The organism is Asticcacaulis sp. (genome assembly GCA_024707255.1).
Taxonomy (GTDB): domain Bacteria; phylum Pseudomonadota; class Alphaproteobacteria; order Caulobacterales; family Caulobacteraceae; genus Asticcacaulis.
In genome coordinates this window covers 1,236,902-1,250,683 of record JANQAC010000002.1, presented here as the reverse complement: position 1 = coordinate 1,250,683, position 13,782 = coordinate 1,236,902, and the positions used below count along the sequence as shown (strand labels likewise).

Below are 13,782 nucleotides of genomic sequence, written 5' to 3'. Positions count from 1 at the left end.
TTCACGCCTAATAAAATCCGTGAGGCGGAGATTAAACAGGGTCTTGAGAATGCCGGCTTTTCAAACGCTGAAACGATATGCGGCACGGATGCTCATCCCGACCTTCCTGCTGACAGCCGCCGTTTTTTTGCCGGTCAGCGCCAATGCCCAGGACTCGCAAAGCATTATCCGCGATACCGAAGTTGAAGCCTTCCTCAAGACCAACACCCGTCCCGTGCTGGATGCCGCCGGTCTGGACCCCGATCGCGTCCATTACTTGCTGATCGCAAGCGATGAGCTGAACGCCTTCGCCACAACGGGCCTGCGCATCGGCATCAATACGGGCACCATCATGGAAGCCGACAATCCAAACCAGTTGTTCGGCGTCATCGCCCACGAAACCGGACACCTGAGCGGCGGCCATATGATGCGCACCGACGAGATTGAACGCGCCGCCCGCGCCCCCATGGCGATCTCGCTCGGCCTTGGCATTGTGGCGGCCCTGGCCGGTGCGCCGGATGCGGGCCTTGGCCTGGCGGCCAGTTCGCAGACCTTCGGCACACTTGGCGCCCTGCACTATATGCAGACGGAGGAATCCGCCGCCGATGTCGCCGGCGTCAAAGCCATGGAAAAAGCCGGCATGTCGGCCAAGGGGCTGGTCGATTTCTTCTACAAGTTCCGTAATGTCGAAACGTTCAGCAATGCCGAACGCTACCAGTTCTTCATCACGCACCCCCTTTCGCGCGAACGCATCCAGGCGACGACGCGCCTGGCGCAGTCGCAGCCGCACTACAACACGCCGGACAATCCGGAAACGGTGAAGGAATTCGACATCGTCAAGGCCAAGTTGTCCGGTTTTCTCGATGACCCGCTCAAGACCTACCAGAAGTACCCGGAAACCGACACCTCCTACCCGGCCCGTTATGCCCGCGTAATCGCCACCTACAAGCGCGGCCAATGGGATCAGGCGATCACACAGCTCGATCAACTGATCGCTGAGCAGCCGGACAATCCCTATCTGTGGGAATTGAAGGGGCAAATCTATTTCGAGACGGGCCGCGCGGCGCTGGCCGTGCCGGCACACCTGAAATCCGTTGAGCTGATGCCGCAGGCGCCCCTGCTGCAGCTCAATCTGGGCCAGGCCCTGATCGCGGTGGGTGACAAGGACAGCCTCAACGCCGCCGTGGCGCATCTTCAGCAATCGATCAAATACGAAGAGGATGACAGCTTCGCCTGGCAGCAACTGGCGCAGGCTTACGACGCTCTAAACCAACCGGGCCTCGCCCGTTTATCCACTGCGGAGGCGCAGTTCTATGCCGGCGACTATATGGCTGCCCGCACTTCCGCGGTATGGTCGCAGAAGTACCTCGACATCAAGTCGCCCGAATACCGCCGCGCCCGCGATATCGTGATGACCAGTTCCTCAGAAATGGGGATCGATCCGGTCGATCGGGAAACTCAGCGACGCCGCAAGAATTGAAAACAGACAAGGCTTTATAAGTGACTGAACCCAAAGTGCCGCCCCAAATATCCGCAAATCCATGGAAAGACCTGTTCTCCCAGGCTAATATCACAACCGCCCTGGCTGTTTTTGCCGTGGTCCTGGCCGGCGCGCCCTATGTGGTGCCGCAGATCCAGAGCTTCGTCGTTGAAAAGGGAATGCTGAACCGGCCGGCCATGCTGCAAACGGCCATTACAAAGCTGAATGCGCAAAACGATGCCGACAAGGCGAAGGCCATGGCCGCGGCGGTCAAGAGCAAGCATGAGTCTCTGTTCAACGATAAGAGCGACCCGGTTCTCGGCAACCCGAACGCTAAAATTAAAATCGTCGAATTCCTGGATTACAACTGCGGCTACTGCCGCGCCGCCACGCCGGTCCTGAAGGACTTCCTGGCGAAAAATCCGGACGTTGCCATCATCGTCAAGGAATACCCGGTCATCAACCAGAACTCGCGCCCTCTCGCCGCCTTCGCGCTCGGCGCGGCGAAGGCCGGACAGTATGAAGCGGTTCACTATGCCCTGATGACCGAACAGGTCAGCAGCGAGACTGAAATGACCGCGCTCCTGGGCCGGCTGGGACTTGATCCGGCCGCCGTCAGGGCCAGCGCCGCATCGGCCGAGGTCAAGGCCCATATCGACAAGGTCATGCAACTGGGCGCCGATCTCGGCATCACAGGCACCCCGACCTTCATCATCGGAGATACCGCCATCGATGGTGCAAAACTCGACGAACTCGAAAAGGCGGTTGTCGCCGCTCGCAGCGGCAAATAATAAAAGCCCCGCAAGCCTGACTTGCGGGGCTTTTATTAGATCAACCCCGCCAGAGGCGAAGACGGATCGGCATAGAGCTTGCGCGGCATTCGACCGGCGAGGTAGGCATCCCGTCCGGCCATGACCGCATATTTCATGGCGCGCGCCATGCGGATCGGGTCTTTCGCCTCGGCGATAGCGGTATTCATCAGCACCGCGTCGCATCCCAGTTCCATAGCCTCGGCCGCTTCCGATGCCGTGCCCACCCCGGCATCGACCAGCACCGGCACCTTGGCGTTCTCGATGATGATGCGCAGGGTCACCGGGTTCTGGATGCCCGGGCCCGAGCCGATTGGCGCGGCCAGCGGCATGATGGCGGCCGCACCGGCTTCTTCCAGCTTGCGGGCATAGACCGGATCGTCCGAGCAATAGACCATGACGTCGAAGCCATCCTTGACCAGCAGTTTCAGCGACCGCAGGGTTTCTTCCATGTCCGGATAGAGGGTCTTGGGATCGGACAGGACTTCCAGCTTGACCAGGTTCCAGCCGCCGGCCTCGCGCGCCAGGCGCAGGGTACGCACCGCATCCTCGCCGGTAAAGCAACCGGCCGTATTCGGGAGGTAGGTGAATTCATCCTGCTTCACATAGTCCATCAGCATCGGCTGGCTGGTATCGGTCAAATTGACGCGGCGCACCGCCACGGTAACGATCTCGGCGCCAGACGCCCGCGCAGCCGCGGCGTTCTGGGCGTAATCCTTGTACTTGCCGGTGCCGACGATCAGGCGCGAGGTAAAGGTGCGGCCGGCAACGGTCCATGTGTCGCTAATGAGAGATTGATCATCCATGGCTCAGTTGCCGCCTCCAACAAAGTGTACAATTTCCAGCCGGTCGCCGTCATTGAGCGGCGTGGCCAGATAGGTCGAGCGCGGCACGATTTCGAAATTCCTCTCCACGGCCACCTTGCGGCCATCCAGTCCGAGATCTTCGATAAGCGCCGTCAGATTGGAGGCCGTAACCTCCCTTTCTTCGCCGTTCAACAGAATTTTCACCATTTTTACGCCATTTTTTACCGAAACTGACGCCATTTAGCGTCGTTCGGCTTGTGAGCCTATCCGCGACACGTTACAAGGTCCGCTTCGCTCTTTTTCGAAGGTTTCATGTCCAAGCCCATATATGTCCTCAATGGTCCAAACCTCAACCTCCTTGGGGTCCGTGAGCCGGAAATTTATGGTCATGACACGCTTTCGGATATCGAATCGCGCTGCCAGGCCCTGCTTGAAGGCACGGGCCATGGTCTCGTCTTCAGGCAAAGCAATCATGAAGGCGAACTGGTCGACTGGATTCAGGAAGCCCGTGTACAAGCGGATGCCCTGATCATCAATCCGGCCGCCTATACCCACACCTCGGTCGCGCTCTACGATGCCCTTAAGGCCCTGAGCATACCGATCATCGAATGCCACCTCTCCAATCCCCATGCTCGCGAGCCTTTCCGGCATCACTCATATGTGTCGATGGCCGCCAAAGGGGTTATTGCAGGATTTGGCTCCATTGGTTATGAACTGGCCGTTCGCGCCGTTCTGTCCCTCGTTAAACAGTAGAGTCTTTGTTTTTCAAGACTTTGTACAAGGTTATCACATGACGACTCCCAAAGCTCCCGCAGCCGATCCGATCGATCCCAAGCTGATCCGCAAGCTCGCCGACATCCTGAAGGAAACCGAGCTGACCGAGATCGAGGTCGAACAGGGCGAACTGAAGATCTGCGTGGCGCGCCAACTGACCGCTGCCGCCAGCGTTTCCTATGTGCCGCAGGCCGCCGCCCCCGTCGCCGCGCCTGCCACCGCTCCGGTTGCCGCCCCGGCGGCTGATCCTGCGCCCGCGGCGGCCCCCGCCGTCGCCAAGGACGCCATCAAGTCGCCCATGGTCGGCACCGTCTACATGGCGCCCCAGCCGGGCGCTGCCGCCTTCATCAAGGTAGGTGACAAGGTCAAGCAGGGCCAGACCCTGCTGATCATCGAAGCCATGAAGACCATGAACCCCATCCCCAGCCCGCGTGAAGGCGTGGTGGCGCAGATCTTGGTCAGCGATTCCCAGCCGGTTGAATTTGGCGAACCGCTCGTCGTCTTCGAGTAAGACACATGGTCAAGACATTCGATAAAATCCTGATCGCCAACCGTGGCGAGATCGCTCTTCGCGTCATCCGCGCCGCCAAGGAAATGGGCATAGCCACGGTCGCCGTCCACTCGGAAGCCGACCGCAACGCCATGCACGTCCATCTGGCCGATGAAAGCGTCTGCATCGGGCCGCCGGCCGCCAGCAAGTCCTACCTCAACATCCCGTCGATCATCGCCGCCGCCGAAATCACCGGCGCCCAGGCGATCCATCCGGGCTACGGCTTCCTGTCGGAAAACGCGCGATTCGCCGAGATCGTCGGCGCCCATGGCATGACCTTTATTGGCCCGAAGCCCGAACACATCCGCATGATGGGCGACAAGATCACCGCCAAACAGGCTGCCAAGGATTCAGGCATTCCCGTTGTTCCAGGTTCGGATGGCGGCGTCGCCACGGTCGAGGAAGCCATGGAAGCCGCCGAGAAGATCGGCTTCCCGCTGATCATCAAGGCCGCCGCCGGCGGTGGCGGACGCGGCATGAAGGTCGCCAAGGACCGCGAGTCCCCGGCTGAGCAGGTGATGAGCGCCCAAACAGAAGCTGCTGCTGCCTTCGGTGACGGCACGGTCTATATGGAGCGTTATCTTCAAAAGCCGCGCCATATCGAAATCCAGGTCATCGCCGACAGCCACGGCAATGTGGTCCATCTCGGTGAACGCGACTGCTCGCTGCAGCGCCGCCACCAGAAGGTGCTGGAAGAAGCCCCCTCGCCGGCCATTGACAAGACGGCGCGCGACAAGATCGGCATGATCGTCGTCAACGCCATCAAGGCGATTGGCTATCTAGGCGTCGGCACCATCGAGTTCCTCTATGAAGACGGTGAGTTCTTCTTCATCGAAATGAACACACGCCTCCAGGTCGAGCACCCGGTCACCGAATATGTCACTGGTATCGATCTGGTGCGCGAACAGATCTGTATCGCCGAGGGCTATCCGCTGAGCTTCACGCAGGCCGATATCGATATGCACGGCCACTCGATCGAAGTCCGCATCAATGCCGAAAACGCACGTACCTTCGTGCCGTCTCCTGGCACGGTAACGGATTTCCATGCGCCCGGTGGCCTGGGCGTGCGCATGGATTCGGCGGTCTATAACGGCTACACCATCCCGCCCTACTATGACTCGATGATCGGCAAGCTGATCGTTCACGGCCGCGATCGTCCGGAAGCCCTGGCCCGCCTGAAACGCGCCCTGGGTGAAACCGTGGTCACCGGCATCGACACCACCATTCCCCTGTTCCTCGACCTGTTGCAGGAAAAAGATATTCAGTCCGGCGATTACAATATTCACTGGCTGGAAAACTGGATCAGAGCGCAGGAAGCTCTGGCCAATCCAGCCTGAATTTTCTCTTGAAGTCACCTGAAAAAGCCTTGCAGCCCGCAAGGCTTTTTTTCGTTCATGACAGGTTCATTGATGATGTAATATAATATCAGTGTTCGTTGATGCGTAGTGCTGCGTTATTATGGTCTGGTCGTTGCGGGAGGGTGGCCTTGGTTTCGTCCACATTGTCACGCATCAAAGGGTGGTTTAGAGTGATATTGTCGCCGATATGTTGGACAAGATGAATCTGGGTCTGGGGCTATTACCCCTTATTTTACTCGCCAGTACGCCGGCGCAGGCAAAGGAATATGTCCTGCCGTCGCGGCCGTTCGATTCCTATGTCCTCAAGGATGTCCACATCGAGCCCTACAAACGGCCGCTTTTTGTGTTCAGCTATATCACCAACTGGCTGGTTATTCCCGTCACCAAATCCGGCTACGCCCCGGACACCGTCCATACCACCTATATCGACAAGAACCAGATGCTGCCGAAGCCCGGCCAGACCTGCGATATCGCCTATCATACAAGCTTCACCGATGGCGCCACCACGCCGTTCGGAAATATCCGCGTACCCAACAAGATCATGGACAGCTTCAATTGTAAGGCCACATAAGGCATTGAACCTTATTGCTTTCTGATTTCCAGACGGTATTCATGGGCGCCAGACCACGGATCTGCCGACTTGACTGACTTTACACTCGATGACCTGATCAATTGCTACCGCACCGGCATATTTCCGATGTCGGATGCGCGCGATGATGATTATCTGTTCCTGGTCGATCCGCCCATGCGCGGCGTCCTGCCGCTGGATGGTTTTCATGTGTCGACACGACTGTCGCGCACGGTGCGGCGGGACTTGTACACCATTCGTATCGATACAGCCTTCACGCAGATTATCGAATTATGCGCCGAGGAGGCGCAGAACCGCACGTCCACCTGGATCAGTCATTCCATTCAGGCCCTCTATCAGGCGCTGTTTGCGCGCGGCCTGGCGCACAGCGTTGAAGTCTGGGACAAGGAAACTCTGCTGGGCGGGCTTTATGGCGTGTCGATCGGCGGTGCTTTTTTCGGAGAGAGCATGGTATCGCGCGCCCGCGACGCGTCGAAAATCGCCCTCGTCCATCTGGTGGCGCGGCTAAAGGCCGGCGGTTTCACTCTGCTCGATTGCCAGTTCCAGACCGATCATCTGCGTCAGTTCGGCGTGGTTGAAATGCCCAAGGCCGAATATCTGGAAAAACTGGCCGCCGCCATCGACCTTAAAACCGACTTTTATGACCTGCCGCGGACAGCTTCCGGCCAGATGGTCATGTCAATTTTGTCTTAGGCATTGCCCGGCAACGGCTGGCGGCAGCCGATCACCCAGGCATCATAAACCGGATGCTGGATCGGGTTCAGGCTTGGCGTCGACGCAAAAGTCCAGCCGCGGAAGACTTCCTTCGACTTCACTGCCGGTGACGTATTGGTGGCCGCCACCGGATTGCTGCGCACGCGCACATAGGCCATGACGTCGCTCATCACCTCGTCATCGGCGGTGGTTTCACAAGCCTTTACCGTATAGATCAGGCCCTTGTAACGGATGGGCTTACCGATCGGCGCCTCGAACCGCACGCTTTCGGCCGTCACCTTATCCAGTGCCTCGATGATCGCCACGGCATAGCGCGGTCGCTTTTTTGGTGCGTAGCTGACAACGCTTTCGGACGAAGACGACGCGGGCGCGGCTTTCTGAGGGGCATTCGCCTGGGCCACGCTTGCCGAACTGGATGGCACATAGGGATGAAGTTCGCTAAGCGGTTCACCATCCGACGTTACTGGCGCGGCGGCCGGCTTTACACTGTCCGCGGCCGGCTTGGCCTTCTTCTTCTCAGGCACATAGGGCTTATATTGCACGCCATCGACATAGTAAGGCTGCGGATCATAGTCCGCGTTATCGACATAATGCGGCGCCTGGCCGCCATCACCGCCCCGGTCAGGCGGCGGAACCTGGGCGGAAGCCGGAATGACAACGCACGCCGCAGCCGCCGCCAGCAAGGTCCAGCCGGAAACAGTGATGCGCTTCATGCCATAATTCTCCTTACGGCTTCCAGGCTTCGTAATCGCCCGTCGTCTTCGCGCGCTCGGCCTCGGCATTCATCGAACCCGGTGGGAATTGCGCATAGGGAGTACCGCTCATATTGGGCAGGTGCGGTTTTTCCCAAGCCTTGCGGCGCAGCGGGGCTTCAGACGGCGGCGTGTCATAGGTGTAATGCATCCAGCCGTGCCAGTCGGGCGGAATCTTGGAGGCGTCGGCATAGCCCTTGTAAACCACCCAGCGGCGCTTGCGGCCGGCATCATAGGTGTTCTTCGCCGTGCGGTCTTCATAGTAACGATTGCCGAATTCGTCCTCACCGACCTTGCGGCCGCGCTTGCCTATGGTGAACAGGGTGCCAAGCGTGGCGCCATTCCACCAGGTGAATGAGGGAGCGAGTAAATTAAGCAACCATTGCATCGTGATATCCTTGCGTGGAGCCAGTCACGGCCCCGAAACCTGTCAATATCTATAGTGAGACGCCCGCCCAAGGTAAAGCGGGCACTGAAAATATTGTCCGCTGCCACGCTGCACAAGCAGATCAACATATTGTGGATGAATGGTGCCCACCCCACCAGATTTATTGATGCCTGTTGAAATTAACGCTACATCTGGGGATAAGGCATCATAAACCAAGGATAAAGGCATGTCGTATCTGTCTCCTGCCCTGAGCGCACTCGCCACCTTGCCCGATCTGGAGTTGCGTGAGATCGAGCGCGCGAACGGATTCGCCGAGGTTTTGTGCCCGCGCGACCTGACCACAGTTCAGGCCGAAGCCTGGATGGACTGGGCTGATTCGCTGGCGCGAGACCTGCCGGCTAGTGCCGCCGAGTTGTCGATAAATCCCGAAGAAGACGCTTTCGACGGCGCCATGACCGGCTACGCTCATCGTCTCTCCCAGTGGGGACTCCGGCTTGGATACTTCCCCGATGCGAAGGCAGCGGCTGAGTTCGCCGATATGCTGGGCATCACCCTTCTGGCCGGCCCGGCGGCTCCCGCCATTGCCTTTAAGTCCGGCCACCGGGTCCACCCGACGGCCGGCGACCAGATGCCGGAGGTCACGGAAACGGCGCCCCTTTACCTCGATGATCATGCCGGCCACAGCGTCATCAATCAACTCCTGATCGATGCCCGCGCCCAATCCCTGGCTGCCGTCGCGCAAACGCGTCTGGCCGAGGCTCTGGACGAGATCACCGGCGCCATCGACCGGTCCGAAGGCGAGCAACGCGCCAGCCTGAAACACAATCCGGCGCTTGCCCGCGCCGCCGCCAGAGCCCGGCGCTTCGGGGCCTCGGATGCCCTGATTGCCCGGCAAATTCAGCTCAGCCAGGGAATGGCGGCCGCCGAATGGTCACGCGCGCCGGCGACCGCCCCGGCCTCCTCCCGCCTGCGGGCGGTGATCGGCGAACGCGATCTTCTCGCTGCCGGTGATCCATCGGCGGTTCTGGCGGCCGAAGCGGCACTGGAAACCGGCGCCTTGCATGTGGTTTTTGCCCCGCAGGATTCTGAGGCGATAGAGGCGCAGAATTTTGCTGCCCGGGCGGCGATCAATGTTGAACGTTTCATTTCAGACGAAGGCGTATTCGCGGTAGACGCCTTTATCGATGCCGTCACCCTCTGGACGCAGGCACTCGATATCGAATCGGCCATCGGTTTTTCGGCAACGCTTGATGACAGTCTGCGCCGGGCCGCCACGCGCCCGCTGGCCCTGACCCCGGCGGGACTCGGTGAAGCTATAATGAGCCGCGGGCTCAGCCTCGGCGAACCCGCCGGCATTGATCTGGCCACCCACATCTTTGCCCTGTTCGAGGCGGCGGCGGTTCACGCGTCTGCCTCCCTTGCCGCGCATCTGGCCTCTTATGGCAATTTCGCCATTGACAAGGCGGAGCAGACCGATCGTCTGAGCCAGCGCCTCTACCGGATCACCGCCCTGAAAGGCCATGCCGAGATCAAGTCCGCGGCGCTGGACCTCACCCAGATGGCACTCAAGCTGACAAAGAAAACTGGCCTGCGTAATGCACAGGTGACCGCTCTGTTCGATGATGCCGAACTGAGCTTGCGCCCGGGCACCGGGCTGGGCGATAAGGGAGTCAGCGAGCTTCTGACGGTCATGGAAACCGAGGACGGCGTTTTTGTGCCGACAATAAAACCCTGCATTATCAGGGGGTTGAACGCCATTTCTCATAGCTGGGGCGATGTGCGCCCGATCCTGCTCGGCAGCCGCAGCCTGATCGACACCCCGCATATTAATGTGGCTGCGCTGAAATCGAAGGGCCTGAGCGAGTTCGAAATCAACCGGCTTGAAGCGGCGCTACTCACGGCATCATCTCTGGCTGAGGTTTTTTCCGTCCGCCATATCGATGCCGCCTTCATCCAGGACATCTGGGGCCTGAGTGAAAGCGATCTCTCAGATCCGGCTTTCAACCTGCTGCCTGTCATGGGTTTTTCAGAAACCGAAATTCAGGAAGCGGATGTCCATATCTTCGGCCACAAGGATCCGGAAGCACTTCGCCTGATTTCGGATCAGGCTTATCAGTTGCTGAGCCCACCTGGCCGCAAGGCGCAAATTCACCTCCGCCAATCCATTGAAAGCCTGATCGATGCGCCCGCAACAACGCCGTTCCGCCTGACCTGGGATCAGGGCGTGGTTGACGTGATGAAAATCTATTCCCTGGCCGCCAGTTCCGGTCTGAGGGCTGTTTCAGTGCTTCGGGCCGACGCGCCGCCCGACTTCAAGCTCGATATTCCCGATATTGATGATGCCCCCAGGCGCCCCGCGCCTGAACCGGTTATCGAGAAGGCGGCGCCACGGGTCATCGAAAAAATCGTCGAACGCGAGCGGTCCCGCACCAAGCTGCCGGATCGCCGCAAAGGCTATATTCAGAAGGCCGGCGTTGGCGGCCACAAGGTCTATATCCATACCGGCGAATATGAAGACGGCTCGATCGGCGAAATCTTCATTGATATGCACAAGGAAGGCGCGGCCTTCCGCTCGCTGATGAACAATTTCGCCATCGCCATCTCGATCGGCCTGCAATATGGCGTGCCGCTTGAAGAATTCGTCGACGCCTATGTCTTTACGCGCTTTGAGCCGGCCGGCCCAGTCACCGGCAATGACCGGGTCAAGTCGGCGACCTCTATCCTCGACTATATTTTCCGCGAACTTGCGATATCCTACCTCGACCGCGACGATCTCTCCAATGCCGATCCGGATGAACTGAACGCCGATGGCCTGGGTCAGGGCTATTTCCATGGCGACGCCCTGCCCGAAACAGACGACGTGCCGAGCAACGCCATGCCGGCTTCACAACTGATCTCGAAAGGCTTTGCACGCGGCACGGCGACCGACAATCTGGTGGTCGTACCATTTGGCAATCGCAAAAAACAGGATGCGGTTAACCCGGCGTTTGAAAAGGATGATGTAGAGGAACGGTAACGGAGGGTATCAACTGGCCCTTCCCTTGCTGGTCTTCCGGCAGTAAGCGCCAAATCAGCGCTAAATCAGCGAAGGTGTCCTTTTATGAAACGTATTGTCCTGGCTTTGCTGGCCGCTTCCTTCATCAGCGCCCCCGCCATGGCGCAGAATGCCGCCCAGGTCTCCAGCGCGCAAAATGGCGCCAACTGTCCGCGCTGCAATCTCTTTCAGGCCGATTTCAACAACCGCACTCTGAAAAACAGGAATTTCGCCGGCGCCCGTCTGCGTCAATCCGACATGGGGCTTGGCATCTTCAACGGCACGAACTTCGCCGGGGCCGACCTGCGCGACATTAACGGCTCAGCCGCCCTGTTTGGCCGCGTTAATTTTGCCGGCGCCAATCTGAGCAATGCCAATTTTGTCGGAGCCTACCTCGAACATGCCAATTTCAAGGGCGCGATCCTGAGCGGGGTCAATTTCTCTGGCGCGGAAATGGGCTCGGCGATCGGCCTGACACAGCGCCAGCTTGACCAGACCTGCGGTGACGAGGCAACGGAACTGCCGCGCGGCCTGCGCATTCCGGTGTGTGTGGTCCATTAAACTTATTGGTTTAGGGTCTGTGACCCCACAAATCCTTACCTTATTCAAAGAAAAAGCCCTGCCAAATCGGCAGGGCTTTTTCTTTGAAAGAGAGACGTCCTGAGGCCTCAGGCCCCCACCCCCATTAGCTGACCTTGATCGGCATTTGCGTCCGGATATGCAGTTCCTTCAACTGCTTGTCGAGCACATCAGACGGTGCGCTCATCATGACGTCCTGGCCCTGTTGGTTCAGCGGGAAGGCGATGACTTCGCGGATCGCCGTCTGTCCAGCCAGCAGCATGACGATACGGTCGATGCCCGGCGCCAGGCCACCGTGCGGCGGGGCGCCGTACTTGAAGGCGTTCAACATGCCACCAAACTGGCTTTCCACAAAAGCTTCATCATAGCCGGCGATCTCAAACGCCTTCAGCATGATATCCTGCTTGTGGTTACGAATGGCGCCGGAGCACAGTTCGTAGCCATTGCAGACGATGTCGTACTGGTAGGCCAGGATATCGAGCGGATCCTTGGTTTGCAGGGCTTCCATCTCGCCCTGCGGCATCGAGAACGGATTGTGCGAGAAATCGACCTTCTTTTCGTCCTCGTTGTACTCGAACATCGGGAAATCGACGATCCAGCAGAACTTGAACTGGTCTTCATCTACCAGGTTCAGATCGGTGCCGACCTTGGTACGCGCGTTACCTGCGAACTTATAGAAGACCTTCGGATCGCCGGCCACGAAGAAGGCGGCATCGCCCTGACCGAGACCAAGCTGCCCCATGACGGCCGCAGTGCCTTCCTGACCGAGGTTCTTGGCGATCGGGCCGCCCCAGCCGCCCCGGTCTTCCGACCAGAAGATATAGCCCAGGCCCGGCTGGCCTTCGCTCTGCGCCCAGGAATTCATACGGTCGCAGAAAGCTCTGCTGCCCCCCTTCGGCGCGGGGATGCCCCAAACGGCATTGGCCGGGTTTTCCAGGATGCGGGCAAACAGGCCAAAGCCGCCGCCGCGGAACTTATCCGACACGTCCTGCATCTCGATCGGATTGCGCAGGTCCGGCTTGTCCGAGCCGTATTTGGCGATCGATTCCCGATACGGAATACGCACGAATGGATAGGCGGAGACGCGCTTGCCTTCGCCGAACTCGGTGAACAGGCCGTGCATCAGGGGTTCGATGGCGGCGAAGACGTCTTCCTGCGTAACGAAACTCATCTCAACGTCGAGTTGGTAGAATTCGAGCGAACGATCGGCACGCAGGTCTTCGTCACGGAAACACGGCGCGATCTGGAAGTAGCGGTCGAAGCCGGACACCATCAACAGTTGCTTGAATTGCTGCGGCGCCTGCGGCAGGGCGTAAAACTTGCCGGCATGAAGGCGCGACGGCACCAGAAAATCGCGCGCGCCTTCCGGCGACGAGGCCGTCAGGATCGGGGTCTGATACTCAAGGAAGCCCTGATCGACCATGCGCTGGCGGATCGAGTGGATCACTTTCGAGCGCAGAACGATGTTCTTGTGCAGGGTTTCGCGGCGCAGGTCGAGGAAGCGGTTCTTCAGGCGGATTTCTTCCGGATATTCCGGTTCACCGAAGACCGGCAGCGGCAGTTCGGCGGCTTCCGAAAGCACTTCAACATCACCAACATAGACCTCGACCTCGCCGGTAGGCAGGTTCGGATTGATCGTCGCGGCGTCACGCGCCACCACCTTTCCGTCGATGCGGATCACGCTCTCGGCGCGCAGACGCTCCACCTTGGCAAAGCCTGGCGAAGACGGATCAAAAACAAGCTGGGTCAGGCCGTAATGGTCGCGCAGGTCGATGAACAGCAGGCCGCCGTGGTCGCGTTTGCGATGAATCCAGCCCGACAGGCGGGTCTGAGTGCCGGCGTCGGAAGCGCGCAGGGCGCCACAGGTATGGGAGCGATAAATATGCATGTGAAAGCCGATGACATAGGGAATTTCGTTGCGCCGTAGGGCACATGATGCGCCGGCAAAGTCAAGCTTTTTGCCGCATTTG

At 59.3% G+C, this 13,782-nt stretch carries 14 protein-coding genes; 9 read left to right on the top strand and 5 right to left on the bottom strand.

What is annotated here, in order from left to right:
- The first annotated feature begins 49 nt into the window (after window positions 1–49).
- Window positions 50–1,459, top strand: coding sequence for a M48 family metalloprotease (locus NVV72_17195; GenBank protein ID MCR6660981.1), 1,410 nt, complete (start codon window positions 50–52; stop codon window positions 1,457–1,459).
- A 20-nt stretch (window positions 1,460–1,479) separates the two neighbouring features.
- Window positions 1,480–2,250, top strand: coding sequence for a DsbA family protein (locus NVV72_17190; protein MCR6660980.1), 771 nt, complete (start codon window positions 1,480–1,482; stop codon window positions 2,248–2,250).
- A 35-nt stretch (window positions 2,251–2,285) separates the two neighbouring features.
- Here NVV72_17190 and NVV72_17185 read toward each other — a convergent pair whose 3' ends face one another.
- Together NVV72_17185 and thiS are read right to left on the bottom strand one after the other, a co-directional pair.
- Complete coding sequence (locus tag NVV72_17185; protein MCR6660979.1) at window positions 2,286–3,074, bottom strand: thiazole synthase; 789 nt, start codon at window positions 3,072–3,074, stop codon at window positions 2,286–2,288.
- A 3-nt stretch (window positions 3,075–3,077) separates the two neighbouring features.
- Window positions 3,078–3,278 (bottom strand): sulfur carrier protein ThiS, encoded by a 201-nt coding sequence (gene thiS / locus NVV72_17180; GenBank protein ID MCR6660978.1) that lies wholly within the window; start codon window positions 3,276–3,278, stop codon window positions 3,078–3,080.
- A 108-nt stretch (window positions 3,279–3,386) separates the two neighbouring features.
- Between thiS and aroQ the strand changes: the two genes are divergently transcribed.
- From aroQ to aat, 5 genes are all read left to right on the top strand, one after another.
- Entirely contained in the window at window positions 3,387–3,827 is a 441-nt protein-coding gene (aroQ, locus tag NVV72_17175) for a type II 3-dehydroquinate dehydratase (protein MCR6660977.1), read from the top strand.
- 37 nt (window positions 3,828–3,864) lie between these two features.
- Entirely contained in the window at window positions 3,865–4,359 is a 495-nt protein-coding gene (gene accB / locus NVV72_17170; GenBank protein MCR6660976.1) for an acetyl-CoA carboxylase biotin carboxyl carrier protein, read from the top strand.
- A 5-nt stretch (window positions 4,360–4,364) separates the two neighbouring features.
- Entirely contained in the window at window positions 4,365–5,735 is a 1,371-nt protein-coding gene (gene accC / locus NVV72_17165) for an acetyl-CoA carboxylase biotin carboxylase subunit (protein MCR6660975.1), read from the top strand.
- Window positions 5,736–5,943: 208 nt separating this feature from the next.
- Window positions 5,944–6,327, top strand: coding sequence for a hypothetical protein (locus tag NVV72_17160; GenBank protein MCR6660974.1), 384 nt, complete (start codon window positions 5,944–5,946; stop codon window positions 6,325–6,327).
- 69 nt (window positions 6,328–6,396) lie between these two features.
- Window positions 6,397–7,038, top strand: a complete 642-nt coding sequence (gene aat, locus NVV72_17155; protein MCR6660973.1) for a leucyl/phenylalanyl-tRNA--protein transferase — start codon at window positions 6,397–6,399, stop codon at window positions 7,036–7,038.
- Here aat and NVV72_17150 read toward each other — a convergent pair.
- Window positions 7,035–7,772 (bottom strand): DUF2155 domain-containing protein, encoded by a 738-nt coding sequence (locus NVV72_17150; protein ID MCR6660972.1) that lies wholly within the window; start codon window positions 7,770–7,772, stop codon window positions 7,035–7,037. The genes aat and NVV72_17150 overlap by 4 nt on opposite strands.
- A gap of 13 nt (window positions 7,773–7,785) precedes the next feature.
- Window positions 7,786–8,199 carry an NADH:ubiquinone oxidoreductase subunit NDUFA12 gene (locus NVV72_17145; GenBank protein ID MCR6660971.1) on the bottom strand — a complete coding sequence of 138 codons (414 nt, stop codon included), beginning with the start codon at window positions 8,197–8,199 and terminating at the stop codon, window positions 7,786–7,788.
- Window positions 8,200–8,425: 226 nt separating this feature from the next.
- On the opposite strand from NVV72_17145, the gene NVV72_17140 reads away from it, so the two are divergent.
- Together NVV72_17140 and NVV72_17135 are read left to right on the top strand one after the other, a co-directional pair.
- Window positions 8,426–11,215: a ribonucleoside-diphosphate reductase gene (locus NVV72_17140; protein ID MCR6660970.1), complete on the top strand. Its 2,790-nt coding sequence runs from the start codon at window positions 8,426–8,428 to the stop codon at window positions 11,213–11,215.
- Between the two features lie 84 nt (window positions 11,216–11,299).
- Window positions 11,300–11,794 (top strand): pentapeptide repeat-containing protein, encoded by a 495-nt coding sequence (locus tag NVV72_17135; GenBank protein ID MCR6660969.1) that lies wholly within the window; start codon window positions 11,300–11,302, stop codon window positions 11,792–11,794.
- 124 nt (window positions 11,795–11,918) lie between these two features.
- On the opposite strand, the gene aspS is transcribed toward NVV72_17135, so the two are convergent.
- On the bottom strand, window positions 11,919–13,700 hold the full coding sequence (gene aspS / locus NVV72_17130) for an aspartate--tRNA ligase (GenBank protein MCR6660968.1): 1,782 nt from the start codon (window positions 13,698–13,700) through the stop codon (window positions 11,919–11,921).
- Window positions 13,701–13,782 lie beyond the last annotated feature (82 nt).